27 protein-coding genes are annotated in these 25,366 nt (G+C 61.9%); 12 read left to right on the plus strand and 15 right to left on the minus strand.

The genetic code is table 11. From position 1 onward, the window contains the following. Positions 1-219: 219 nt before the first annotated feature. From V3W40_RS03795 to V3W40_RS03820, 6 genes are all read right to left on the minus strand, one after another. Entirely contained in the window at positions 220-2,637 is a 2,418-nt protein-coding gene (locus V3W40_RS03795; RefSeq protein WP_330214472.1) for a TonB-dependent siderophore receptor, read from the minus strand. A 109-nt stretch (positions 2,638-2,746) separates the two neighbouring features. Further along, positions 2,747-3,682, minus strand: a complete 936-nt coding sequence (locus tag V3W40_RS03800; RefSeq protein ID WP_065924210.1) for a glutathione S-transferase family protein — start codon at positions 3,680-3,682, stop codon at positions 2,747-2,749. A gap of 75 nt (positions 3,683-3,757) precedes the next feature. Further along, entirely contained in the window at positions 3,758-4,033 is a 276-nt protein-coding gene (locus V3W40_RS03805) for a GIY-YIG nuclease family protein (protein WP_065924326.1), read from the minus strand. A gap of 36 nt (positions 4,034-4,069) precedes the next feature. Next, on the minus strand, positions 4,070-4,540 hold the full coding sequence (locus tag V3W40_RS03810; protein WP_065948976.1) for a nuclear transport factor 2 family protein: 471 nt from the start codon (positions 4,538-4,540) through the stop codon (positions 4,070-4,072). A gap of 93 nt (positions 4,541-4,633) precedes the next feature. After that, the gene (locus tag V3W40_RS03815; protein ID WP_330214473.1) at positions 4,634-5,269 is read right to left on the minus strand and encodes a response regulator transcription factor; all 636 of its coding nucleotides are present in this window, start codon (positions 5,267-5,269) and stop codon (positions 4,634-4,636) included. A gap of 198 nt (positions 5,270-5,467) precedes the next feature. After that, the gene (locus V3W40_RS03820; RefSeq protein WP_330214474.1) at positions 5,468-6,277 is read right to left on the minus strand and encodes a response regulator; all 810 of its coding nucleotides are present in this window, start codon (positions 6,275-6,277) and stop codon (positions 5,468-5,470) included. 414 nt (positions 6,278-6,691) lie between these two features. Here V3W40_RS03820 and V3W40_RS03825 point away from each other — a divergent pair, with 414 nt between their 5' ends. From V3W40_RS03825 to V3W40_RS03860, 8 genes are all read left to right on the plus strand, one after another. After that, positions 6,692-7,312: a DUF1120 domain-containing protein gene (locus V3W40_RS03825; RefSeq protein ID WP_330214475.1), complete on the plus strand. Its 621-nt coding sequence runs from the start codon at positions 6,692-6,694 to the stop codon at positions 7,310-7,312. A gap of 29 nt (positions 7,313-7,341) precedes the next feature. Continuing rightward, complete coding sequence (locus tag V3W40_RS03830) at positions 7,342-7,965, plus strand: DUF1120 domain-containing protein (protein WP_323147134.1); 624 nt, start codon at positions 7,342-7,344, stop codon at positions 7,963-7,965. 38 nt (positions 7,966-8,003) lie between these two features. After that, positions 8,004-8,624: a DUF1120 domain-containing protein gene (locus V3W40_RS03835; RefSeq protein WP_323147135.1), complete on the plus strand. Its 621-nt coding sequence runs from the start codon at positions 8,004-8,006 to the stop codon at positions 8,622-8,624. A gap of 89 nt (positions 8,625-8,713) precedes the next feature. Next, on the plus strand, positions 8,714-9,337 hold the full coding sequence (locus V3W40_RS03840; protein ID WP_065924217.1) for a DUF1120 domain-containing protein: 624 nt from the start codon (positions 8,714-8,716) through the stop codon (positions 9,335-9,337). Between the two features lie 33 nt (positions 9,338-9,370). After that, positions 9,371-10,072 (plus strand): fimbria/pilus chaperone family protein, encoded by a 702-nt coding sequence (locus V3W40_RS03845; protein ID WP_065924218.1) that lies wholly within the window; start codon positions 9,371-9,373, stop codon positions 10,070-10,072. Positions 10,073-10,166: 94 nt separating this feature from the next. After that, entirely contained in the window at positions 10,167-12,599 is a 2,433-nt protein-coding gene (locus tag V3W40_RS03850) for a fimbria/pilus outer membrane usher protein (RefSeq protein ID WP_330214476.1), read from the plus strand. 11 nt (positions 12,600-12,610) lie between these two features. Further along, complete coding sequence (locus tag V3W40_RS03855; protein WP_330214477.1) at positions 12,611-13,747, plus strand: DUF1120 domain-containing protein; 1,137 nt, start codon at positions 12,611-12,613, stop codon at positions 13,745-13,747. 17 nt (positions 13,748-13,764) lie between these two features. Next, positions 13,765-14,415 carry a DUF1120 domain-containing protein gene (locus tag V3W40_RS03860; RefSeq protein WP_065924220.1) on the plus strand — a complete coding sequence of 217 codons (651 nt, stop codon included), beginning with the start codon at positions 13,765-13,767 and terminating at the stop codon, positions 14,413-14,415. Here the strand turns inward: V3W40_RS03860 and V3W40_RS03865 are convergent. Together V3W40_RS03865 and V3W40_RS03870 are read right to left on the minus strand one after the other, a co-directional pair. Continuing rightward, positions 14,412-15,677: a CynX/NimT family MFS transporter gene (locus tag V3W40_RS03865; protein WP_330214478.1), complete on the minus strand. Its 1,266-nt coding sequence runs from the start codon at positions 15,675-15,677 to the stop codon at positions 14,412-14,414. The two genes, V3W40_RS03860 and V3W40_RS03865, sit on opposite strands and share 4 nt — an antisense overlap. Then, positions 15,667-16,326, minus strand: coding sequence for a FadR/GntR family transcriptional regulator (locus V3W40_RS03870; RefSeq protein WP_027604711.1), 660 nt, complete (start codon positions 16,324-16,326; stop codon positions 15,667-15,669). Before V3W40_RS03870 ends, V3W40_RS03865 begins: the two co-directional genes overlap by 11 nt. Positions 16,327-16,485: 159 nt before the next feature. On the opposite strand from V3W40_RS03870, the gene V3W40_RS03875 reads away from it, so the two are divergent. Together V3W40_RS03875 and V3W40_RS03880 are read left to right on the plus strand one after the other, a co-directional pair. Next, a complete protein-coding gene (locus V3W40_RS03875; protein WP_065924222.1) occupies positions 16,486-16,797 on the plus strand; it encodes a type II toxin-antitoxin system MqsR family toxin in 312 nt (103 codons plus the stop codon). Next, positions 16,794-17,276, plus strand: a complete 483-nt coding sequence (locus tag V3W40_RS03880) for a type II toxin-antitoxin system MqsA family antitoxin (RefSeq protein ID WP_065924223.1) — start codon at positions 16,794-16,796, stop codon at positions 17,274-17,276. Before V3W40_RS03875 ends, V3W40_RS03880 begins: the two co-directional genes overlap by 4 nt. Positions 17,277-17,326: 50 nt before the next feature. Here V3W40_RS03880 and V3W40_RS03885 read toward each other — a convergent pair whose 3' ends face one another. The 4 genes from V3W40_RS03885 to V3W40_RS03900 all read right to left on the minus strand — a co-directional run bounded on the left by V3W40_RS03885 (position 17,327) and on the right by V3W40_RS03900 (position 21,496). Next, positions 17,327-18,091, minus strand: a complete 765-nt coding sequence (locus V3W40_RS03885) for an amino acid ABC transporter ATP-binding protein (RefSeq protein ID WP_003171943.1) — start codon at positions 18,089-18,091, stop codon at positions 17,327-17,329. Between the two features lie 11 nt (positions 18,092-18,102). Further along, positions 18,103-19,200: an amino acid ABC transporter permease gene (locus V3W40_RS03890; protein WP_027604714.1), complete on the minus strand. Its 1,098-nt coding sequence runs from the start codon at positions 19,198-19,200 to the stop codon at positions 18,103-18,105. Positions 19,201-19,210: 10 nt separating this feature from the next. Then, the gene (locus tag V3W40_RS03895; RefSeq protein ID WP_065924224.1) at positions 19,211-20,392 is read right to left on the minus strand and encodes an amino acid ABC transporter permease; all 1,182 of its coding nucleotides are present in this window, start codon (positions 20,390-20,392) and stop codon (positions 19,211-19,213) included. Positions 20,393-20,464: 72 nt separating this feature from the next. Beyond that, entirely contained in the window at positions 20,465-21,496 is a 1,032-nt protein-coding gene (locus V3W40_RS03900; protein WP_065875000.1) for an amino acid ABC transporter substrate-binding protein, read from the minus strand. A 345-nt stretch (positions 21,497-21,841) separates the two neighbouring features. On the opposite strand from V3W40_RS03900, the gene V3W40_RS03905 reads away from it, so the two are divergent. Further along, a complete protein-coding gene (locus V3W40_RS03905) occupies positions 21,842-22,498 on the plus strand; it encodes an alpha/beta hydrolase (protein ID WP_027604717.1) in 657 nt (218 codons plus the stop codon). A 95-nt stretch (positions 22,499-22,593) separates the two neighbouring features. After that, on the plus strand, positions 22,594-24,057 hold the full coding sequence (rhlB, locus tag V3W40_RS03910) for an ATP-dependent RNA helicase RhlB (protein ID WP_137211537.1): 1,464 nt from the start codon (positions 22,594-22,596) through the stop codon (positions 24,055-24,057). A gap of 130 nt (positions 24,058-24,187) precedes the next feature. Here rhlB and moaE read toward each other — a convergent pair whose 3' ends face one another. Genes moaE through moaC form a run of 3 tightly spaced genes read right to left on the minus strand, consistent with a single transcriptional unit; the run spans position 24,188 to position 25,352 of the window. After that, positions 24,188-24,637: a molybdopterin synthase catalytic subunit MoaE gene (moaE, locus tag V3W40_RS03915; protein WP_330214479.1), complete on the minus strand. Its 450-nt coding sequence runs from the start codon at positions 24,635-24,637 to the stop codon at positions 24,188-24,190. Positions 24,638-24,639: 2 nt separating this feature from the next. Continuing rightward, positions 24,640-24,882 carry a molybdopterin converting factor subunit 1 gene (moaD, locus tag V3W40_RS03920; protein WP_065938595.1) on the minus strand — a complete coding sequence of 81 codons (243 nt, stop codon included), beginning with the start codon at positions 24,880-24,882 and terminating at the stop codon, positions 24,640-24,642. Continuing rightward, complete coding sequence (moaC, locus tag V3W40_RS03925) at positions 24,879-25,352, minus strand: cyclic pyranopterin monophosphate synthase MoaC (RefSeq protein WP_330214480.1); 474 nt, start codon at positions 25,350-25,352, stop codon at positions 24,879-24,881. Before moaC ends, moaD begins: the two co-directional genes overlap by 4 nt. Positions 25,353-25,366: the final 14 nt, after the last annotated feature.

Raw genomic sequence — 25,366 nt, forward strand, 5'->3', positions numbered from 1 at the left:
GGCGAGCGGGCTTGCCCCGCGTTGGGTGGCGAAGCCGCCCTTAATGATGCCGTCGCGTTCTTTCAGGAACACCATGGAGTCTGTTTTGGGGCTGCTTCGCAGCCCAACGCGGGGCAAGCCCGCTCACCACAGGAAGCCCACTCACCAGAGGAAGCCCGCTCACCAGAGGAAGCCTGCCCACAACAAGGAGCACACTTGCCATAGGGAGCTCGCCAGGTTTTAGAACTCCAGGGTGCTGGACACCGATACCTGCCGCGCATCGCCCATGGACACAAACAGGCGACTGGCCGCCGAGGTGTAGTAAACGCGGTCGAACAGGTTTTTCACGTTGACCTGGAACTTGACCTTCTGCCCGTCGATCCTGGTGTCGTAGGTGGCGAAGGCGTCAGCCACGGTGTAGCCCGGCAGGTTGAAATCGTTGGCGGCGTCGCCGGCGCGTTCGCCGACGTAGCGTGCACCGGTGCCCACGCGCAATTGGTCGCCACCGAAGATGCTACCGAAGTCGTAGGCCACCGCCAGCGAGCCGGTGTGCTTGGCCACGTTTTGCAGGCGGTTGCCTTCCAGCGTCGGGTCCTTGTCCTTGATGTCTTCGGCGTCGGTGTAGGCGTAGCTGCCGATCACGCTCCACTTGTCGGTCAACTGGCCACTGGCGTCCAGCTCCAGGCCACGGGAGCGCACTTGGCCGGCGATGCTGTAGACGGTGTTCGCGAGGGACCCCACCGACACCAACACATTGCGCTTGTCGATAGTGAACAACGCTGCGCTGGCGGTGATGCGCCCGGGGATGTCGAGCTTGGCGCCCAGCTCCCACGACTTGGATTCCTCCGGCGTGAGGTCACCGGTCAACGTGCTGCCATCGGCCAAGGCGGCGATGGTGGAGTTGGGTTTGAACGACTCGGTGTAGCTGCCGTAGAACGACAACTCATCGGTGTAGCGATACACCAGGCCGGCACGCGGCACCCAGGCCTGGCCGTTGCCGTCGGTGTTGGCCTTGAACGGCACGCCCTTGCCGGCGTACTGGTCATACATCTGATAGCGCGCACCGGCCACAAAGATCCACTGGTCGGTCAGGTGAATCGCGTCCTGGAAGAACAGCGAGTCGCTGCGCAACAGGTCGGTCTGGGCGCTGTCGGCGGCGCTGACGGTAGTGCCCGCGACTTCGTTGCCGTACACCGGGTTGTTGTAGTTGAACGTACCGCGCGAGTTCTGGCGAATCAGGTCGGCGCGGTAGATCTTGCGGTACTCGTCGTCCAGGCCGAACACCAGGTCATGCTGCATGCCCAGCACATTGACCTTGCCTTCCAGGCTGGCCGTGGCGAAACGGTCGGTGGTGATCGCACCTTTGGTGCCGTCCATCTTGCGGGTCAGGGTGCCGTTGGTATTTACCGCGCTGACACGCACCTGGCTGGCATCATAGGTCTCACGGTTCCAGCTGTAGCCGAAATGGGCTTTCCAGTCGTCGTTCAAGTCGTGGTCGGCTTCAAAACGATACAGGTCGGAACGCCCTTCCATGTTGTTGAACGGCTCGTCCAGACGGCGAGTGGCCGGGATGTCCAGCGGGTGGTTGGACTTGTCGATGGCGGTGCCGCGGTCGAACGGCGAGAGGAATTCGCGGTGTTCGTAGGCGAACAACAACTTGGTTGAATCGCCGTACCAGGCCAGGGACGGCGCCACCAGCGACTCGCGGTGGGTGCCGAAATTGCGCCAGTAGTCTTCGTCTTCATGGTCGACGATCAGGCGATAGGCCAGGCCCGAGTCACCGATCGGCCCGGTGGTGTCGAGGCTGCCACCGCTGCCGTTCTTGCCGTTGCCGAAGGTGGAGCCGCGCACGGTCAGGGCTGTGGATTGGGTCAGCTCGGGCTTTTTGCTGACGATATTCACCACGCCGCCCGGGTCCTGGATGCCATACAGCAGCGAGGACGGGCCCTTGAGCACTTCGACACGCTCCGCCGTGGCGTTCAACGCACGGCCCTGCACCACCGGCATGCCGTCGCGCATGATCGAGCCGTTACGGTTGTCGCCAAAGCCGCGCAGCATCACCGCGTCCTGGGTGCTGGCCAGGGTGTTGGCCTGGGTGATGCCGCTGATGTTGCCCAGGGCGTCATCCAGATTGCGCGGGGTCTGGTCGCGCAGCACTTGGGCGGGGACCACGTTGACGGTCTGCGGGGTTTCCAGCAGCAAGGCACGGGAGCGCATCACCGAGCTGGTGGGCGGCGGCTGGTAGCTGGTGCTGTCCTGGGGTTGGCCGATGCCACTGATGGTGGTAGCGCCGAGGTTGACCGCGCCGTCGGTCGGCAGCGGCTCAAGCGCCAGGGTGCGGGCGTCGATCTGGCGGAAGGTGAACCCGGAGTTGCCCAGCAGGCGTTGCAAGGCCTGCGTCGCGCTCATCTGCCCGCTGACCGCCGGGGCGCTGAGGCCGTAGGGCGCTTCATCGGTGTAGATCACACTGATACCGGTGACCCGGCTGAAATCACTCAGGGCCTGGGGCAGCGGTTTGGAAGCCAGGGCAAACTTGAACTGGGCGCTTTGCTGCTCCTGCGCCTGTGCCACACACAGGGGCAGCAAGGCCAGCCCCGATACCGCCAGTACCGAGGCTCCCAGCCACTGTTTAACCAAACCGCCCGCCGTCGACTTCATGCTGTGAGAACCCGTGTAGAAAACGCAGTTAATGCGAATAGATCGCAGTTTCAAGCACTACACGGATGGGCCGCCGGTTTACCTCACGTTTATTTGCAAATATTTTCAGTTAGTGCGCCTGAAGGCGAAAACCAAAGCGCGGGAAGTGCACGTGCACGGTGCCGGCGCGTGGGTCGGTACGGCGCAGGATCAGTTCTTCGCGCCCGGCAAACAGCAATTCGCCGGCGACCGGGTCGACGCCGTAGTCGATGGCGCTGATGCTCACCTGCTGGCCGGCCTTAAAGCCATTCAAGTCCTCGAACACTTCGTCCGGCAACGCTGCCGGTGTGGCGTCGCGCGCAATCTCCAAGGCCTGCTCGGCCGTCATCTGGCTGGACGTGCCGTGGCCGAAACCGAGCACGCGGCCCAGCCATGCAGACACAGCCGGATAAGCATCCACCAACGGCGCAGTCACCGGCGTGGCCTTGAGGAACCACAACGGGTGGGCCAGGGCAAAGTCGGCAATCGACGGCTCGCCAAACAGGAAGTCCCCGGCCTCGCGCTGCAATTGCTGCTCCAGGCGCGCCATGATCGCTGGCCATTGGTGCTTGGCCAGTTCGGCTGGCAACTTGCTCGCGGTGCCGCCGCTGAACAGCGCGGCGCGATCGGCGAGAAACGCCTTGATCGCTTCCGGCGGCAGTTTGCCGAAGCGCACCGCCACCGATTCTGGCTGAAACACCAGGCTCACCGCGTGGGCAAACACCACGCTGTCGGCCCAGGTAGCAAAGGTTTGGGTGATCATTTCCTGGCCGAGCGGGAACAGCGCGGGCGCGGTTTTTTCCTGCTCCAGGCGGCGGGCGATCAAGGCGGTGTCGCAGTAGATATCGGCGCCCACTTGCAGCACTGGGGTTTTACGGTAGCCGCCGGTGAGGGCTGTCAGGTCTGGCTTGGGCATCACCGGCGAGATATGCACCGAATGCCAGGACAAACCTTTGAAGCCCAGCAGCAGCCGAGCTTTTTCCGCGAAAGGAGACGTTGGGTAGTGGTGCAGGATTAGCTCAGGCATGCTGGGGTCCACGGGGTAAATGAACCCGCAGCTTAGCGTGCAACCGGCTCTGGTGGCGTGATGGGAGCCTATCAGTCATATCAATGAGCCCTGCGCCGCCAGACATTCCTTGGCGCTCTTCTTCAGTTTCTTGATCAACCGCTCCTGGCGCAGCGCCTCGCCCTTGCTCGCGCATTGCTCCGTATACACCAGCGCCACCGCCGGGCTGCTCAGGAAAAACCGCGCGCCTTTGCCGCTCTGGTGCGAGGCGAACCGGCGCAGCGGGTCATTGCTGATGCCGCAATACAGCGCGCCGTTGGCGGCGCGCACCAGGTAGACGTACCAGGGTTTGGGTTCAGCGGGATCAGTCACGGCAAGCTTCAACACACCAGAGGAGCGCCAAGCTTATCAACGACTGGCCTGGAATGCCTTCAAGCCTTTGTTCGCCTGGGCGCGCACGGCGTTTTTCACCAGCGGCGTCCAGCCCAGCAGCAGGCCCTTGGTGCCCAATGCCTGGCGCGACCAACGCCACAGGTCGAAGTGATCGTGGTGCTCGCAGATCTTGCCGTCACGAAACACAAAACGCGCCTGGATATCGTTGACCACGACATTGCCGGTCTGGCTGAACAGGTAAGTTGCCACCCAATGGGCACTGCCCGTGGTGTCATCGCTGCGAACCTGGTCGAACGTCAGCGAAAAATCCTTGGCCCGCGTGGTCAGCATGCGCCACATGTCGCCGGCATCGCGCCCGCGCAACTCGCCGAAAGCCGGGTCGCTGAACAGTACATCCTCGGTGTAGCAGGCACTCATGGCCTCGGCATCCAGCCGTTGAAACGCACTGTAGAACGTGGTGATCAGCGCGGTGTGGGCGTCACTCATGGGCAGCTTCCATCCATCAGGTTCAGGGCTCGGTACGATAAGCCCTGGCGCGGTTGAACACTATCGGCATTTATCCGGCGAATGCCGGTGCACCTACGGCACCATGCCGCAACTGCGGGCATAGGCGAACAAGTCGACATCGGTAGAGATGCACAGACGCTGCATCGCCGTACTTTTCTGCTTGCTGATGGTCGAGATGCTGCGATTGACCCGAGCGGCGATCTGGCTGACCGTCAGCCCACTGGCCAGCATGCGCACCACTTCCCGTTCCTTGCCCGACAACTGTGGCTGTTGCGATTGGTCGCCGGTTCCCGCCTCTATCAATTGCACCCGCAAGCACTCGCTGACAAAGGTCTGGCCTGCGCTGACCGAATTGATCGCCAGCGGCAACTCTTTGGCCGAGGCACTTTTGGCCACAATCGCCTGGGCCCCATGGGCAAAAGAGGCGCGCAACGTGGCGACGTTGGCGAACATCGTGACCAGAATCACCGGCAACGTCGGGTACTGGCGGTGCAACAGGCTCAACAAGCCATACCCGTCGGCCTGCTGGCCACCCGGCATGGCGAAATCGGTCACCAGCACGTCACAGGGGGTCGTTTCCAGCAAACGCAGCAGTTGGTCAGGCCCATCGGCCTCGCCGACCACTTTGCACCTGCCATTGGCCTCGACCACCACTCGCTGCCCGATACGCACGATGGGATGGTCGTCAGCAATAATCACGCGAAGCATAAACACCCACAGATGATGGCAACTTGATTCAGCGCAAAATACCCTCGCCCGCGGCCCTCAACAACCGTCTAAATCCAGGCGTTTGCGTTGCGATCAACGTTTCGTAGCTGCTCCATGCAGGCCTACAAAATAAAAAGAAAAACCCTACATCCATAGACTGCAATTCAGGCTTTATTTTTCCTACAAACAGCAATGGCTTCACAGGGAACCCAAGTACGTGAGGTAGTCACGCAGCTCCCGCTCAAAGGCTTCCAACGCAGGCGTGCTCGGCCTGATGCCCTGAGCATGGACTTGATCGATCAAGCTCATGCCTCGCACCTCCAATTCAGCCACGCCGAGAAACGCCAGGCTTCCCACCAGGCGATGCAGGCGTTCGACAGTCGAAGGGACATCCAAGGCCAGCCGGGCTTGAAACAGGGCAGCGCTGTCCTCCTGGACTTCACAGAGCAGGCTGGCCAGCATCTGGCTCACGACTTGGGCATCTCCAAAGGTATCAATCAGGCCGGCGCGGGTTGGCCAACGCGCTGACAGCCGATAAACCGGTGCAGCAACAGGCGGGCCGGGAAGCCACAGTGCCAGCACCTCACGCAGTTGATCGAAGGTCAATGGTTTGAGCAGCCAGGCGTCCATGCCTGCTTCGCGGCAACGTTGCGGATCGTCGTCTACCAAGTTGCCGGTCAAGGCAATGATCGGTACGCGTGCCGACGCATTCGCGCATTCGCGCCGTCGAATCGCCCGGCTCATGCTGTAGCCGTCCATGACGGGCATCTGGCAGTCGCTGATCACCAGATCGTAGGGGTATTCGGCGAGCGCCGCGAGGCCGTCCAGCCCATCGACGGCCAGCTGATGGCCAAGCCCCAGTTTATGCAGAAACCACCCCATCAAGGCGCGGTAGGCGGAGTGGTCTTCCACCACCAGCACCTTCAAATGCTGCCAGTGTGGTGGCAGCGCGGTCGAGGGAGTCAATTCACGGGAAAGCACTGCGCTCAACGATACGCCAGTCTCCATGGTCACCTCAGTGTTGCGATCGGTTCGCCAGCGCCCGGTTGGCGCTGGCGCAAGAGTCAGAGATGCGCCTAAGCACACTCATATGACCGTCATCGCCAGACTAAAATATCTTCATGACCACTTCTAAGACGATGCAACAACTACGAAAAACCAATTTTCCTACATGATCTCGCATCTATTCCGACATGGACCCGATTGACTTTCAGGCCCCCTCGGCATTGTCGTAAAAGTTGTATTTCTCGCGGCCCCTCCCCTCGCTACATTGCGCCCCACCCCGATCAGAGGGAACGGGCTCGCCGCACTGCGGCAGCCTCGACACAGCGCGCCAAGCCGCCTTGCAACCTGCCCCTCAAAGGGACTGGCACGGAGCTATGCGCGCATCAACCGCCGACCTTGCACTGGATCAACCTGAACATGAACACGTCCCTCACCCTGGTGTGTACCGCCCTGCTACTCGCCAACACTGCCTCTGCCTTTGCCGCCAGCTCCGTGGACCTGACGGTAAAAGGTGTGATCACGCCCAACGCCTGCACACCCACCTTCTCCGGTGGCGGTGTGGTCGACCATGGAAAGATCGCGTCCAAGGACCTGGTGCAGAACAACCCAACCCTCTTGCCCAAGGCCATGTTGAAGCTGTCGATCAATTGCGAAGGCCCCACCACCATCGCCATCCGCCCCGTCGATAACCGCGCCGGTACCGCCATCGGCAGCAGTGACTTTGGACTGGGCCTGATCAACACAAACAAGAAACTCGGCCGGTTTTACCTGACGCCCCTGAACATGGTCGCTGATGCGGTGCCGGTTCAACCCATCGCATCCGGCGATGGCGGCCGCACCTGGTATGCGGAGTGGGCTTGGGAACTGCAAACCTTGTGGGGCGCGGGTGCTTTGGACGATGCCACGACCCTGCTCCCGGTCAAGGATCTGGTCATGGACCTCGAAGTCAGCACCCAAATCGCACGTGCGGATCAGTTCGACTTCAGCGAAGAGCAGCCCATCGACGGCTCCGGAACGCTTGAGGTGATGTACCTGTAATAACCAACCAGAACGCCAGGAGGGCACACATGCCGCACTTTCTCAACGCCATCCCCTTGATTGTCTGCTTAGTCGGCGCTTCATCCATCGCGATGGCCGACAGCAACACCGACCTCACGGTCAAAGGCACCATCACCCCGAGCGCCTGTGCGCCACTGATCTCCGGCGGCGGCACAATCGACTTCGGAAAAATGGCAGTCAAGGACCTCAACGCCGGGCAATACACCTCATTGCCCAACCAATCCATGCAATTGAGCGTGCGTTGTGAAGCACCGACGTTCTTCACCCTGACCACCGTCGACAACCGCGCCGGCTCCTCTGCCAACCACCAGTACTGGCATGGGCTGGGCCTGACCCAGGAAGGCGAAAAGCTCGGCGGCACGGTTTTCCATCTCTATGGTCCCGTGGCTGATGGTGTCGCGGTACGCACCATCACCTCACAAGACGGCGGCGTGACGTGGCTACCAACCAGCCTGCTGACGCACACCCTGCTGACCGCCGTCGCGGTGGGCAACCAACTGGTGCCGATCGCGGTGAAGGATTTCGACGCTGAAATCCGCCTGTTCACCCACATCGCCCCCGCCGATAGCCTGACGCTGACGGATGAAGTGCCCGTTGACGGGCACGCCACGGTCCAGGTCAGCTACTTGTAAGTGCCACACACAGACTCACTCGAAAGGAACTCGCCCCTATGAAAGCCCTGTTAACCACCCTCACCACCAGCCTGCTGCTGCTCGGCTCCGCCAGCACCTACGCCGCGTCTACCGTCGACCTGACCGTCAAGGGCCTGATCGTGCCTAGCGCCTGCACGCCAAACATGAGCAGTGGCGGGATCATCGACCACGGCAAGATTTCCGCAAAAGACCTGCGTCCGGACAACCCTACACACATCGGGACCCATGTCATGACCCTGGTGGTGGTGTGCGACGCGCCCATTCAGTTTGCCCTGCACTCCATCGATAACCGCGCAGGCTCCTCCCTCGTGTCTTCCGATTACGGCCTGGGCCTGATCAACGGTACCCAGAAGCTGGGTTGGTTCCAACTCATGCTGCGTAACGCCGTCGCCGACGGCGCACAGATGCAACCGATTGCGTCCTCGGATGGCGGCAACACCTGGTACAGCGAAAAGTTCTGGGACGCCGGCTTGTACATGGCGCTGGCCACCCTGGACGACGCCACCCAACCGGCCTCCATCAAGGAACTGGTGACGGAGTTGGTAGTAGACACCTCCATCGCCCGCACCGATGGCCTGGACCTGAGCAACGAGGTGACGCTCGACGGCTCGGCCACCCTGGAAGTGAAGTACCTGTAAGCCTTGGGCGCCCATGCCTGGCGGGAACAGGCAGGCATGGGCATTTCTTCCGTTTCGGCCGTTTGCACGTCGGCCAGTGGCGCAAACCGATGACTACCTACCCTCGCCTCTTGGCGACAGTCCTTTTACTGACGAACGCCACGGCGGCCTTTGCCGCGTCGTTTGTCGACATCACGGTGACCGGTCGGCTGACGCCGGACGCTTGCCACGTGACGCTGTCTGACGAGGGCACGGTCGATCACGGCAAAATCCCGGCTCACACCCTCAGTCCCAGCGAGTTCACCCTACTGCCCAGCCGGGCATTGGCGCTGAATGTGCAGTGCGCCAGGCCCATGCTATTTGCCCTGGTTGGGATCGACAACCGAGCCGAGTCCGCCTTGGGCCCCGGGCTTTACAGCCTGGGCAGAAACATCCACGCGCCCGCCGAACGCCTGGGGTCGGTGGCGCTGTCTTATCGCAACCCGTTGGGCGATGCGCAACCCATGCAAGCGCTGGCTTCCAGCGACAACGGCGAAACCTGGGCACCGCACCCCAATGCCTCCCCCAGGACCTACGTCGGTTTTGCCCCCATCGGTGATCGCCAGCCCGACTTCATCGGCCAGTTGAGCGCCCAACTGCAAATCGACACCGCCATCAACCTGGCCCAGTACCTGACCCTGAACCAGGAAGTGCCGCTCGATGGCTCCATCGTCCTGGATTTGCGCTACCTCTGACTTCTTTATGCTGCCCCTATGGGAAACCCCGTCATGACGACGACATTGTTGAAAACCGCGGCCTGCCTGGCTGCCCTGACGTTGCTGCCGGCCACTTATGCACAGGCCGATGGCATGGTCCCAGACACCTCCGTGGTGATCATTTACGAAACCGATGGCGAAGCCGCCGTATCGGTGACCAACACCGACAGCCAACTCGCCTTGCTGCACGTCACCCTGGAAGATGTTCCCGAGGACACCGAGTCGTTACTGGTGGTCACGCCGCCACTGTCGCGGGTCGAACCGTCCAAATCGCAACTGGTGCGTTTCATCCTGCAAAGCCAGCAACCGTTGCTCACCCAGCGACTCAAGCGGGCAATCTTTGAAGGCATGCCCCAGGGCCGGCCGGCCACTGAAGCCGGGCATGCACGGGTAGGCGTGACGGTGCGCCAGAACTTGCCGGTGATCATTCATCCCAAAGGCCTGGCGCGCAATCGCACACCATGGACTCTACTGAGCTGGTCGCAGCACGGCGCCACCTTGCAGGTGCGCAACGACAGCCCGTATGTAGTGCGCCTGGCCCAGGAACTGCGCCTGCTGCCCGGTGATGGCAAGGCGATGCTGCCGCGCACCTACGTGTTGCCGGGAGAAACCCTGAGCATGCCGGCCACCGGCGGCCCGGCCAGCACCGTACGGCTGCAACCGGCCACGGTGTATGGCTTTGCGGTAGCCGCCTACGAAGCCCCTCTGACCTGACGGCATACACCAGGCGCCCGGCGCCTGCATAACGAAGTGACGGCTCGAAGACCGTCACCAGGGCGCACAGACGCCCATCACTTGAGTGCCTTTCGTGAAAACAGTATTTAGCGACCGTGACGGCGAAGCCGTGCCCGACACACCTGCCCGCATCACTCGCCCGGCCATGCTGTTGGCGTGTGTGCTCTGGCCCGCAGCATCCTGGGCCGAAGCACGACCGGGGTTTGATGCCACGACCCTGCACCAGCGGGGCATTGATCCACAATTGGCCAGCCTGTTGCTCGACGCACCGCGCTTTGCCGCAGGCCGACATGCTGTCAGCCTGCGGGTCAACGGCCAGCGCCGGGGGCGGCTGGAGGTGGGGTTTGATCAGCAGGGGGCACTGTGTTTTGACCGCGCCCTGCTGGACGCCGCCAACCTGATCGTCCCCGCAGATGACGGCCCCTGCCATGACTTTCTGGAACGCTACCCACAAAGCCTGGTGGAGCCCGACCCGGCCAGCCTGACGGTGTCGCTGGTGGTGCCGACCGAGGCGTTGCGGCCTGCGCAACAAGACGTCTCAGGCTATGAAACCGGTGGGGTTGCCGGTTTGCTCAATTACGACCTCACCGGGTTCTACAACCGCTTCGGTGACGGTGACAGCCGTTTCGGCTCGGCCAATACCGAAGTCGGCTTCAACGCCGGCGACTGGATCGTGCGCAGCCGCCAGGTACAGACCTGGCAGGACGGTCTGTCGCGCAGCACGCACCTGGAGGCCTACGCCCAGCGCACGTTCGCCAGCCACCAGGCCGTGCTGCAACTCGGGCAGATCAACCTCTACAACCCAGTGCTGTCCGGCGCGCAGATCACCGGGGTGCAGGTCCTCACCGAACAGGCCCTTCAAGAGCAGGGCCAGGGCGCGACCATCGAGGGGATCGCCAACAGCCCGGCGCAGGTCGAGGTGCGGCAGAACGGCGCGTTGATTCACTCCACAGTGGTCCCCGCCGGGCCGTTTTCCCTGACGGACGTGCGCCGTTTGAACTCGCGCTCCGACGTCGAAGTCACCGTCCGCGAAAGCAGCGGTGGCGAGCGGCGTTTCACCGTCCCGGCGGCCATGCTCGGCCTTGGTTTGCCAGCACCGGGCTATTCGGTCGCAGCGGGGCGCGTGCGCAACATCGGCAATGCCCAGGGCGATGACCCTTGGGTGGTCAGCGCAGGCTGGACCGGCGCCGTGCACCCGCAACTGTCCCTGGGCAGCGGCGTGCTGGCGTCCAGCGAATACCGCGCGGGCGGGTTGAGCCTGGGCTGGCTGCCGTGGCTGGACAGTCAAATCCAGCTGTCCAGCCAACTCGCCGATACCCAGGCACGGGACAAGGTTCGCGGGCTGCAGACCGACCTGTCATGGGCCCAGCGCCTGAATGATCAGTGGTCGTTCAGCGTGGCCAATTCCTGGCGCACGGCGGGCTATCGGGAGCTGGAAGAAGCCACCTACGAACCCGAGACCACTCAGCAACGGCGCTCGCGTTATCGCGATCAACAAAGCGCGACGTTGGGATGGTCCCACCCGTGGTTGGGCGCGTTCAGTGCGGGGGCTTCACGCTCCAGCAGCTTTGATGGCGACAGCAGCAGCCGGGGCCTGGTCTCCTGGGGCACCAGCGTGCGCGGGGTGTCGCTGTCGGCCAGCGGCGAATGGCAGATGGGCGGCCGCCAGCAACAAGACAATGCGGTGTACCTGAACATCAGCGTGCCCTTGGGCGAGAGCCGCCGGGCCCGCGGCTGGGTGCGCAACTCCGGTGGCGAAAACCGCACCGGGCTGGGTTTGAGTGAGCAGATCGACGATCAACTGAGCTACCGCGTCAGTGCCGAACACGACACCCGCGATCGACAGGTGGAAACCACGCTGGGCCTCTCCGCCCTGCCGCGCTATAGCCAACTGGACTTCAGCTACAGCCGCTCCGACGCCGAGCGTTCGAGCTACCAAGGCAGCGCCCGAGGCGGTGTGGTGATGCATGGCGGCGGCGTCACATTATCGCCCTACCCAGTGCGCGACACCTTCGCCGTGGCATCGGTGGGCGACATCAGCGGCATCAAACTGAGCACCCCCAGCGGGCCGGTGTGGACCGACTGGCAAGGCCAGGCCGTGGTGCCGCAGGTCAGCGCTTACGGCCGCAGCCCGGTGGAAGTCCAGACCCGCTCGCTGCCACGCAATGCGGATATCAACAACGGCCTGGCAATGATCGCCGCCGGGCGCGGGGCCGTGGATCGGGTCGAATTTGGCGTGACCCGCACACGTCGGGTATTGCTGCACGCGCGCACCGAACAGGGCACACCCCTGCCGCGCGGGGCGTCCGTCAGTACCGCTGGCGGGGAGTTCGTAACCCTGGTCCAGGACGGCGGCCAGGTGTTCCTGCCCAATGTGCTGGAGCAACCGCAATTGTGGGTCAGCGCCCCTGGCATGACGCGTTGTGCCCTGCGCTTCGAGTTGCCGGAAAAGAGCGACCCCCAGGTGTATTTCGAAACCGCGTCCGCACGCTGCGATAAATCATGAGGACCCTCACCATGAATACCGCTTCTACCCTGTCCCGCCTGGCCATGAGCGTGATGCTGCTGATAGTCGCCAGCAACGCCCTTGCCGAGGACGAGTGCCAACTGAACCTCAATGAATCGCTGCTGGATTTCGGCCTGATGAGCCGTATCGCACAACAGGACAGCACCCTTGAGCGCCCGTTGGGTGAGCGCCGCGTCAGCCTGAATGTGAGCTGCGCGCAGCCGACCGACATGAGCCTGTTTTATCAGGCGCTGGCGGCCACTTCGCAGCGGCTGCGGTTCACCGAGCATGGCAGCTACGCGATCCAGGCCAGCGACGCGGTGCTGGACGGCACCGCCGTGGAGCTGGGATTGATCCCCGCACTCGGCCAGCCGCCAGTGGCCCGTGGCGCGCTGCTGAACTGGCGCACAGGCCACGGCATCGCACCGGTCAACGGCGAGACGCTACTCAACGGCCAGCATTTTTCCGTGCAATTGACCTTCAGCGCCTTCGCCGACATCGCCGCCACACGGGTCACGGACGCCACCACCTGGGAAGCCTCCGGGACGTTCCATGGCCGTCATAGCGCGCGCGAAGTGAATCTGCGCGCCCACTTCGCCCCCGCCGCGTGCAAACCTCAACTGTCCAACGGTGGCCTGGTGGATTACGGCACGTTGCTGGCGAAAGATCTGAGCCCCACCCACGAAAACCCACTGCCCACCCGCACCTTGCAGTTCTCTGTCAATTGCGACGCGCCCACCCCCTTTGCCCTGCTGATGCACGACAACCGCTCCGGCACCGCCACCGGCGGCACCGATGAAACCGCCTATGGCCTGGACCTGGACAACAGCGGGAACAAGATCGGCCGCTACTACCTGAACATCGACCCGGCAGACTTCACCGCCGACGCCTACCGCACGCTCTACCGCACCGACTCCACCAGCAGCGGCAAGGCCTGGAGCACCTCCAGTGCGCGGCAGATTCCCATCGCCGCCCACAGCCTCATGGGTTTTACCGACAGCGCCGGCAACACCCGCGGCCCCATTGCCCTGCAGAACCTGGCCGGCACCGTGCGTATCAAGGCGTACCTGGCGCCCACCCAGTCCATGGACCTGCGCACGGTGGTGCACATCAATGGTTCCGGCACCCTTGAAATCATCTACCTCTAATCACTGGAATCCGCTGAATGAACAAGTACTGCCTGGTTTTTTCTTCACTGCTATTGCTGCCCTCGACCGCGCCGGCACTGGCGGCGTCGACCGTGGAGCTGATCGTCAAGGGCAGGATCACGCCCGTCGCCTGCACGCCGCTGCTGTCCGCTGGCGGCTTGATCGACTACGGCAAGATTTCCCAGCAGGACCTGAACCTCGACAGAGGCACACGACTGCCGATCAAACATCTGCAAGTCAGCATTGGCTGCAACGCGCCGAGCCGCTTTGCCTTGCGCATGCGTGACAATCGCGATGGCACTGCCACGGTCAATAGCGAGATTTACTACGGGTTGGGGCTGGACCACAGTGGCAATCGCATCGGCCTCTATTCCATGAGCTTCGACCCGCGTAGCACCCAGGCAGACAGCGCCACCCCCCTGTACGGCACCGAGTCCACCACCGGTGGCCTGGCCTGGCGCACCGCCAACCTCAACCCTATCGATATCGGGGCCAACAGTTACCTGGGGTTCACCACCGCCGAAGGCAGCACCGCCGGGCCCTCGGCGATCCAGGAGCTGATCAGCACGGTCAAGGTCGAAGCCGTGATCAATGCCCGGCAGAACCTTGACCTGAGCCGCGATACCCCACTCGATGGCTCGGCGACGCTTGAAGTGGTGTATCTCTAAAGCTTCTCACTGCTGACCTGCACATACCGTGCACGCCCGGCGCCCAGGCCGGCGGTGATCGCGCCCACGCCCAGCAGCGCAAAAATCCAGCCGGTGGCGGCCCAGCCGCCGGTCCAATCGTGCAATAGCCCCACCGCCAAAGGGCCGAGGGAGGCCAAGGTGTAACCAATCCCCTGGGCCATGCTCGACAGGTTGGCCGCCACATGGGCATCACGCGAGCGCAGCACAATCAGGGTCAGTGCCAGACTGAACGTGCCGCCCTGCCCCAGGCCCAGCACAATTGACCAGCCCCACAGACCGTCCAGCGGCGCATACAGGCAACCGAACAGGCCGCCCAGGGTCAACAGCATCACCACGACGATGGCCACGCGTTGATCCTTGCCGCGTGTCGCCAGCCAGGGTGCGGCCAGGGAGCTCAACAGCTGCACAATGATGGAGCCCGACAGTGCCAACCCGGCTTCGGTGGCGTTCAGGCCACGGCCGATCAGGATCGATGGCAGCCAGCCAAACACGATGTACGACAGGGACGATTGCAGGCCCATGTACAAGGTGACCTGCCAGGCCAACGGATCACGCAGCAGGCCCTTCACTCGATAGGCGACCTGGTGGGTAGCGTGTTTGCGGCCGACCTGCGGTAACCAGAACAACGCTGCCGCCAACGCCGGCAGAATCCAGAAGCCCAGGCCAATGGTCCAGCGGTCACCGAAGTAATGACTCAGCGGCACCGTGGCACCGGCGGCCAACGCCGCGCCCAGGCACAGGGCCATGGTGTAGACGCCGGTCATGGCACCGGCCTGCCTGGCGAAATCACGCTTGATCAGGCCCGGCAGCAAGACGCCGATGATGCCGATGCTCGCACCGGCGATCAGGCTGCCGGCGAACAAGCCCACTTCGCCAAAAGCGCTGCGCAGGATGATGCCGGCGGCCAGGGTCAGCAAAATCCCCAACACCACCCGCTCGGCGCCAAACCGCCGGGCCAGGATCGGCGCCGTGGGTGCGAACAGGCCGAGGCACAACACCGGCAGGGTGGTGAGCAAACCGGCCTTGGCCGCCGACAACCCCAGGCTGCTGGAGACGTCGGCCAGCAATGGCGCCACGCTCGACAGCGCCGGACGCAGGTTCAAGGCCACCAGAATCAGGCCCAGCAGCAACAACCAGGGGCGACTCACCACCGGGTGGCTGCTTTGCACCACTTCGTCGTCGGCCTCGGCGTCGATCAACAGTTCGTCCAACTCGCTCGTACGCTTGGTTTCAGGGTTCATTGATCAACTGCCGGCAAAGGGATTTGGCGCGTTCCGGGTCCTGGTGTTCCACGGCTTCGAGCAGGGCGATATGCAGGTCGAACACCGCCTGGCGACGCGGCGAAATGTTCAGGGTCTGGCGCAACTGCGCGCCGACGATGGCGGAAAAGTACTGGTACAGCTCGCTCAATGCCGGGTTGTGCGCGGCGTCCACCAGGCGTTTGTGGAACAGCAGGTCGGCGCTGATATAGGCCTCGAGGTCACCGTGGTACAGCACCGCGCTGGCCTTGAGTGCCTCATGCAAAGCGGTGAGGTCGGCTTCGGTACGGCGCACCGCCGCGAGCCCGACGGCCTCCACTTCCAGTATCTGCCGCGTCTCCTGCGCCTGCTCCAAGGTGCAGTGGGATAACGCGCGCATGGCCCCCAGCGGGTCGGTCATGGAGCGCAGGTAACTGCCGTCGCCCTGGCGGATCTCGATCAACCCGGAAAACGCCAGCACGCGCATGGCCTCGCGCACGGTGTTGCGGCTGATGCCCAGTTCGGCGGCCAGCTCCGGCTCGGTGGGCAGGCGTTCGCCGATGGCCCACCGGCCTTCGCTGATACGCCAGCGCAATTGCTCAAGGGCCTGGTCCACCAGGGAGCGTTTGATCAAGGGGGCGATGTCTGTCATGGGATGCAGGCTTTCGTCCAATCATAGGATGAATTTTCCTACAGCCTATTCAGAGTTGCCTACAAAGGCAACGCACTACGGTTCTTAGGCAGCAAAAGGAGCAGTATTTTCGATTGGTAAAATTACCCTCAAAGGGTAATTATTCAGCTCAGGTGTCTTATGGAAAAGTACACACCTCATTACGATCTGGCGGTGATCAAGGCGGATGTCAGGCGGCTTGGAGGCCGGGCATTTACGCTCGCAGCAAAGCAAACAGGCGCGCGGCTCGGCCTGAATATCAACGAGATGCAAGAGGTCGTTTTCGAACTACAAAACAGGATGTTGTACAAATCGATGACCACGTATGCCGATCACCGGGTGTGGCAGGACGTGTACCACATCAATTCACACGGTCTGGAGATTTACATCAAGGTCACTTACTGCACAGCCGGTAACCCTCCAGTGATCTCCTTCAAGAAGAAGAGCTCATGAACACTCAACATTGCTTCATTTGCGGTGCACCCGACGCCATGACGCGCTTCGAAAGCCGCAGCGAAACCCTCCGTGTCAACGGCATGGAACGGCGTGTCGATGACCTGTCTGGCTGGGAATGCCAACTGTGCGGCGACGGCATGCATGACCCTGACAGCTCCGACCGCTATAGCGCCGCCAGCGATGAACTGGTCCGTACCGCGCGGACAATGATCGGCAACGAGATGAAACGCATCCGTCGCAAGCTGCACCTTACGCAGAAAGAAGCCGTGCAACTGTTGTCCGGTGGCGGTCACAACGCTTTTTCACGTTATGAACGCGGTGAGCTTCTGCCACCGAAGCCACTGGTTCTATTGATGCGATTGTTGGACCGTTACCCTCACCTCCTCGCCGACGCCAGGGTATTGGCCGAAGGCGCTGACCTGCGGGGCTTCACCCATACCGCAAACACAGGGCAGGAGGCGCTCAAGGCCTCCTGAACAGACAAAAATAAACCCGGCCAAGCCGGGTTTATTTTTTCAGGCATCGATCAATGCAGGATCTGGCTCAAGAACAGCTTGGTCCGGTCATTCTGCGGGTTGTCGAAGAAGTCATTCGGCGCCGCCTGTTCGACGATCTCGCCCTTGTCCATGAAGATCACGCGGTTGGCCACGGTGCGCGCGAAGCCCATTTCGTGGGTCACGCACAACATGGTCATGCCGTCTTCGGCCAGGCCGATCATGGTGTCGAGTACTTCCTTGACCATTTCCGGGTCGAGGGCCGAGGTCGGCTCGTCGAACAGCATGATTTTCGGCTTCATGCACAGGGCACGGGCAATCGCCACGCGCTGTTGCTGGCCGCCGGACAGTTGCCCCGGAAACTTGTGAGCCTGCTCCGGGATGCGCACACGCTCCAGGTAGTGCATGGCGATTTCCTCGGCCTTGCGCTTGGGCATCTTGCGCACCCACATCGGCGCCAGCGTGCAGTTCTGCAGGATGGTCAGGTGCGGGAACAGATTGAAGTGCTGGAACACCATGCCGACTTCACGGCGGATTGCTTCGATCTGCTTGAGGTCGTTGGTCAGCTCCACGCCATCGACCACGATGCGGCCCTGCTGGTGCTCTTCCAGGCGGTTGAGGCAACGGATGGTGGTGGACTTGCCCGAACCCGACGGGCCGCACAGCACGATACGCTCGCCCTGCTTGACGTTGAGGTTGATGTCTTTCAACACATGGAACTGGCCATACCACTTGTTGACGCCCTGCATCTGGATAATGCCTTCAGGGCTCACAGGCTGTTTGATCGCTTCGCTCATAACATCAACTCCTAACGCTTGTGGCCTGTGTCGAGCTTGTGTTCCAAATGAATGGAATAGCGCGACATACCAAAACAGAAAATCCAGAACACCAGGGCGGCAAACACATAGCCTTCGGTGGCCATACCCAACCATTTAGGGTCGGCGGCGGCTTGCTTGACGCTGTTGAGCAGGTCGAACAGGCCGATGATGATCACCAGGCTGGTGTCCTTGAACAACGCGATAAACGTGTTGACGATGCCCGGGATCACCATCTTCAGGGCTTGCGGCAGGATCACCAGGCCCATGCTGCGCCAGTAACCCAGGCCCATCGCCGCAGCCGCTTCGTACTGACCTTTGGGAATCGCCTGCAAGCCACCGCGCACCACTTCGGCCACGTAGGCCGACTGGAACAGGATCACGCCGATCAACGCCCGCAGCAGCTTGTCGATGCCCATGCCTTCGGGCAGGAACAAGGGCAGCATCACCGAGGACATGAACAGCACGGTGATCAACGGCACGCCGCGCCAGAACTCGATGAAGGTCACGCAGACCACACGAATCGCCGGCATGTTCGAGCGCCGCCCCAAGGCCAGCACAATCCCCAGCGGCAAGGCACCGGCGATGCCGACAGTGGCGATGACCAGGGTCAGCATCAGGCCGCCCCATTGGCTGGTGGCCACGTTGGTGAGCCCGAAGATCCCGCCGTGCAGCAGGAAGTACGCGATGATCGGGTACAGCACCAGGAAGCTCAGGCCATAGACCGCCTTGCGTGGGAAACGCGAGATGAACAACGGCGCCACGCCGACGATGGCCAGCCACACGGTCAGGTCCACACGCCAGCGCAGGTCGCCGGGGTAATAGCCGTACATGAACTGCCCGAAGCGCTGTTGGATAAACACCCAGCACGCGCCTTCCTTAGTGCAGTCAGCGCGGGTGGTACCGACCCAGTTGGCATCGAGAATGGCCCACTGCAGGATCGGCGGCACCACCAGGTAGATCAGGTAGAACGCCAACAGCGTCAGCAGGGTATTGAGCCAACTGGAGAACAGGTTGGCGCGCATCCAGGCCATCGGTCCGAAGACTTTGCTCGGCGGCGGCATATCAGGTTTGAAAGTATGCGAACTCATGTGCGTTTCCTCACCGCTCGATCAGCGCAATGCGCTTGTTGTACCAGTTCATCAGCAGGGAAATGCTGATGCTGATCGCCAGGTACACGCTCATGGTGATGGCAATAACCTCGATGGCCTGGCCGGTCTGGTTGAGCACCGTGCCGGCAAACAGCGAAACCATTTCCGGGTAACCGATACCGGCGGCCAGCGACGAGTTCTTCGCCAGGTTCAGGTACTGGCTGGTCAGCGGCGGAATGATCACCCGCAGGGCTTGCGGGATGATGACCTTGCGCAGCGTCGGCCCAGGGCGCAGGCCCAGGGAGCGCGCAGCTTCGGTCTGGCCGTGGCTGACGGACTTGATGCCCGAACGCACGATCTCGGCGATAAACGCTGCCGTGTACACGGTAAGCGCCAGGGTCAGCGCCAGCAGTTCAGGGATCAGTACCCAACCGCCGACAAAGTTGAAACCTGAAAGCTTTGGTATTTCCCAGTGCAGCGGCGCGCCGAAGATCAAGGCACACAGCGCCGGGATCACGATAAACAGCGCCAGGCCCGCCCAGAACTTATGGAAGGGTACGCCGGTCGCTTCAAAACGCTTGTTGGCCCAACGCACCATCAGCACGATGGCCACGATGGCAACCACGATACTGGCCACAAACGGCCAGAACCCGTCAGCGGCCAGCGCTGCCGGCATGTTCAGGCCACGGCTGCTGACAAAGAAGGTGTCACCGAAGTTATGGCTGTTGCGCGGTCCCGGCATGGTCAGGAACACCGCGAAGTACCAGAACAGGATCTGCAGCAGCGGCGGAATGTTGCGGAACACTTCCACATACACGGTCGCCAGCTTGTTGATCATCCAGTTCGGTGACAGGCGCGCCACACCGATGATGAAGCCCAGCAGGGTCGCCAGGATCACCCCGATAAAGGTCACCAGCAAAGTGTTGAGCAGCCCGATCACAAAGACGCGGGCATAACTGTCCGATTCGGTGTAGTCGATCAGATGCTGCGCGATGCCGAAGCCGGCACTGCGCTCAAGAAAGTCGAAACCCGAGGTAATGCCCCGGTGCTGAAGATTGGTCTGGGTATTGTCGAAGAGGTACCAGCCCAGCGAGACCACCGCCACAATCGTGATGATCTGGAAGAGCCACGCACGCACTTTGGGATCGCTGAAGCTGAGCTTCTGCTTTGGTGCGCCGATTTGATTTTGCATGAAGTGCCCCAGAAAGAATGGAACAGAACATCACCCGGCGGTTGGCCCACCGGGTGACAGAACCATCAGCGATCAGCGCACAGGGGGTGCGTATTGAATGCCGCCAGCGTTCCACAGCGCGTTCAGGCCACGGTCGATTTCCAGCGGGGTGCTCTTGCCCAGGTTGCGCTCGAACACTTCACCGTAGTTACCGACTTGCTTGACGATCTGTACGACCCAATCCTTCTTCACTTTCAGGTCTTTGCCGTATTCGCCGTCAGCACCGAGCAGACGCGCAACGTCCGGGTTCTTGGTGGACTTGGCTTCAGCTTCAACGTTTTTGGACGTGATGCCGGCTTCTTCAGCGTTGAGCATGGCGTAGCCCACCCAGCGCACGATGGCCAGCCACTCGTCATCGCCGTTACGCACGACCGGGCCCAGCGGTTCCTTGGAAATGGTTTCCGGCAGAACCACGTAGTCCTTCGGCGCGGCCAGCTTGCTGCGCTGGGCGAACAGTTGGGACTTGTCGGAGGTCAGTACGTCGCAACGACCGGATTCCAGCGACTTGGCGCTTTCATCGGAGGTGTCGAAGGTGATCGGGGTGTATTTGAGGTTGTTGCCACGGAAGTAGTCGGAAACGTTCAGCTCAGTGGTGGTACCGGCCTGGATGCAGATGGTTGCACCGTCCAGTTCCTTGGCACTTTTGACACCCAGCTTGTTGTTAACCAGGAAGCCGATGCCGTCGTAGTAAGTGATGAAGCCCGGGAATTTCAGGCCCATGCCCGCATCGCGGGAGCTGGTCATGGTGGTGTTGCGCGACAGGATGTCGACTTCGCCGGATTGAAGCGCGGTGAAACGCTCCTTGGCGTTCAACTGGCTGAATTTGACCTTGGTGGCGTCGCCGAAAACGGCAGCGGCCACGGCGCGGCAAACGTCAGCATCGATCCCGAGGATCTTGCCGCTGGCATCCGGTACCGAGAAGCCCGGCAAGCCGTCACTCACGCCACATTGCACAAAGCCTTTCTTCTGCACGGCGTCCAGAGTGGCGCCAGCCTGGGCGAAACCACTGACACCCAGTACAGCCGCCGCGCTAACGATGGCCAGGGTGGATTTCAATACCTTCATTCAAACCTCCAGTTGCTCTTGTTGTGTCGAAGCTCCAACCTCAGCGCACCCTTATGAGGCGATATCGACCCGTGTTGGCTTTTTTTGGGGTCAAGCGGCATGAGGCTTTCGCGGTAATTCCAGCGGCTATCCTGAAAGCGGCAGTCACTGATAGTGTTACCGTCCCAGGAAAGTTCTGACATCGACCTACACATAGCAAGGCGCGTACCAGAGTGGCGGCTGAGTCGTTTCAGCCCCTCGTCAATGGAAAAAGATTCAACCTTGCGACATTCTCTTAACAGATCAACCTGTCGCGCACCGTTACGACGCACCCAATCGGAGCGCGCGCACATATATGGAGCAGACATGACCGAACCCTTGATTCTTCAGCCCGCCAAGCCCGCAGACGCCTGCGTAATCTGGTTGCATGGTCTGGGTGCCGATCGCTACGACTTCCTGCCGGTGGCCGAGGCGCTGCAGGAAAGCTTGCTGTCCACCCGCTTTGTATTGCCCCAGGCACCGACCCGTCCGGTGACGATCAATGGTGGCTACGAGATGCCCAGTTGGTACGACATCAAGGCCATGAGCCCGGCCCGCTCGATCAGCCTGGAAGAGCTGGAGGTGTCGGCAAAAATGCTGACCGATCTGATCGAAGCACAGAAGAGAACCGGAATAGACGCTTCGCGGATTTTCCTCGCGGGCTTTTCCCAAGGTGGCGCCGTGGTATTCCACACCGCGTTCCTGAATTGGGAGGGGCCATTGGGCGGCGTCATCGCCCTCTCCACCTACGCGCCCACCTTCAGCGATGAGCTTGAATTGTCGGCCAGCCAACAACGCATTCCAACGCTATGCCTGCACGGCCAGTACGACGAGGTGGTACAGAACGCCATGGGCCGCAGCGCCTACGAGCATCTGAAAACCCGTGGTGTCACCGTGACATGGCAGGAATACCCAATGGGCCACGAAGTGTTACCCCAGGAGATACACGATATAGGGACTTGGTTGACCGCTCGCCTGGGGTGAACCCCACGTTTATGTAGCCGTATGACAGACGCACTACGCCGCGCCCGATTCTTGCATTACACTGGCCGGCGTACATTCCTTAACCAATTAATGAGATCACCGTGCTCAAAGCACTCAAGAAGATGTTCGGCAAAAGCGAGGCTGAGCCGCTCGCGCCTGTTCCCAGTGCTCCTGTCCCCACCTCCGGCAGCCGCAATGACGGTCAACAGCCAGGCCGGACTGCACCTGTCGCCCAGCCGAAGACGCCGACGGTGACACCGCCCGAACAGGCAAAACTCGAGACGCAAGCCGCACCCGCCCCCAAGCCTCGCCGGGAACGCGCGCCCAAACCGCCGGTGATCCCGTGGAAACTCGAAGACTTCGTCGTCGAGCCCCAGGAAGGCAAGACCCGCTTCCACGATTTTGACCTGGCCCCGGAACTGATGCACGCCATCCAGGACCTGGGGTTCCCGTACTGCACGCCGATCCAGGCGCAGGTATTGGGCTTTACCCTCGCCGGCAAAGATGCCATCGGCCGTGCCCAGACCGGTACCGGCAAGACCGCCGCGTTCCTGATCTCGATCATCACCCAGCTGCTGCAAACGCCGCCGCCGAAAGAACGCTACATGGGTGAACCGCGTGCGCTGATCATCGCGCCTACCCGTGAACTGGTGGTGCAGATCGCCAAGGACGCCGCCGACCTGACCAAGTACACCGGTCTCAATGTGATGACGTTCGTGGGCGGCATGGACTTCGACAAGCAGCTCAAGCACCTCGAAGCCCGCCACTGCGACATCCTGGTGGCGACTCCTGGCCGCCTGCTGGACTTCAACCAGCGCGGCGACGTGCACCTGGACATGGTCGAAGTGATGGTGCTGGACGAAGCCGACCGCATGCTCGACATGGGTTTCATCCCACAAGTGCGCCAGATCATTCGCCAGACCCCGCCAAAGGCCGAGCGTCAGACCCTGCTGTTCTCCGCGACCTTTACCGAAGACGTGATGAACCTCGCCAAGCAGTGGACGACCGAGCCGTCGATCGTCGAGATCGAAGCGCTGAACGTCGCCAGCGAAAACGTCGAACAGCACATCTATGCCGTGGCCGGTGCCGACAAGTACAAGCTGCTCTACAACCTGGTCAACGACAACGGCTGGGAACGCGTGATGGTGTTCGCCAACCGCAAGGACGAAGTGCGCCGCATCGAAGAACGCCTGGTGCGCGATGGCGTGAATGCCGCGCAGCTGTCCGGCGATGTGCCGCAACACAAGCGCATCAAGACCCTGGAAGGCTTCCGCGAAGGCAAGATCCGCGTGCTGGTGGCCACCGACGTGGCCGGGCGCGGGATTCACATCGACGGCATCAGCCACGTGATCAACTTCACCCTGCCGGAAGTGCCGGACGACTACGTGCACCGCATCGGCCGTACCGGCCGTGCGGGGGCTGCGGGCGTGTCGATCAGCTTTGCCGGGGAGGATGACTCGTATCAGTTGCCTTCCATCGAAACGCTGCTGGGGCGCAAGATCAGTTGCGAGACACCGCCGACGCACTTGCTGCGGGCTGTAGAACGCAAACGCCCGTAAGCTGAAATGCGATAAAAAATGTGGGAGGGGGCTTGCTCCCGATGGCAGTGGCACATTCAACATCTCTGTTGACTGATCCACCGCCATCGGGAGCAAGCCCCCTCCCACATTTGGTTCTGTGTTCGGCTGGCTATTTCCAGCGATCCGCCGCAGCGTGGTCGCTGTCTCGCCCTTCCACCCAGCGCGCGCCTTCGCTGGTATTTTCCTTCTTCCAGAACGGCGCACGGGTTTTCAGGTAATCCATCACAAACGCACAGGCATCGAACGCGGCCTGGCGATGGGCACTGGCGGCGGCCACGAACACAATCGGCTCGCCGGGCTCCAGCGCACCGATACGATGCAGCACTTCGAGCTTGAGCAGCGGCCAGCGTTGCTCGGCTTCGACGGCGATCTTGGCCAAGGCTTTTTCAGTCATGCCCGGATAGTGTTCGAGGAACATGCCAGACACCTCGCGCCCCTCGTTGAAGTCGCGCACATAGCCGACAAAACTCACCACCGCGCCCACGCCCACATTCGCCGCGTGCATCGCGTTGACCTCGGCACCGGCGTCAAACGATTCGACCTGTACACGAATGGCCATGTTCAGCCTCCGGTCACGGGCGGGAAGAACGCAACTTCATCACCGGCCTGCAACGGCTCGTCGAGAGCGCACAGCTCCTGGTTGCGAGCACACATCAAGCTGGTTTCGTTGAGCACTTCAAAGCCCGGATCAGCGGCCAGCGCCTGGCGCACGGCATCGACCGTGGCGAAGTCGCCTTCCATCTCAAGTGAATCCAGGCCTATTTTTTCGCTGTAACGCGCGAAAAACAGTACGTTGATGCTCATTGTCCATCCGCCTTGAAATGCCCGCTCTTACCGCCAAGCTTTTCCAGCAGGCGAATGTTTTCGATGGTCATGCCGCGATCCACGGCCTTGCACATGTCGTAGATCGTCAGTGCCGCGACGCTGGCCGCCGTCAACGCTTCCATCTCTACGCCGGTCTGCCCGGACAGCTTGCAGCGCGCGACGATGTGCACCGAGTCTGCGCCATCGGTACTCAGTTCGACCTTGACACCGGTCAACATCAGCGGGTGACACAGGGGGATCAAATCACTGGTTTTTTTCGCCGCCTGGATCCCGGCGATGCGGGCCACGGCAAACACGTCGCCCTTGGGATGGGCGCCGTCGACAATCATTTGCAGGGTCTCGGGCAGCATGCGCACCCGCGCTTCGGCCACCGCCTCCCGGAACGTCACGGACTTGTCGGTGACGTCGACCATATGGGCGCGACCTTGGGAATCGAGATGAGTCAGCACAGGGATACTCCTGA

This window comes from Pseudomonas sp. AM8, assembly GCF_036346475.1.
Classification (GTDB): domain Bacteria; phylum Pseudomonadota; class Gammaproteobacteria; order Pseudomonadales; family Pseudomonadaceae; genus Aquipseudomonas; species Aquipseudomonas marginalis.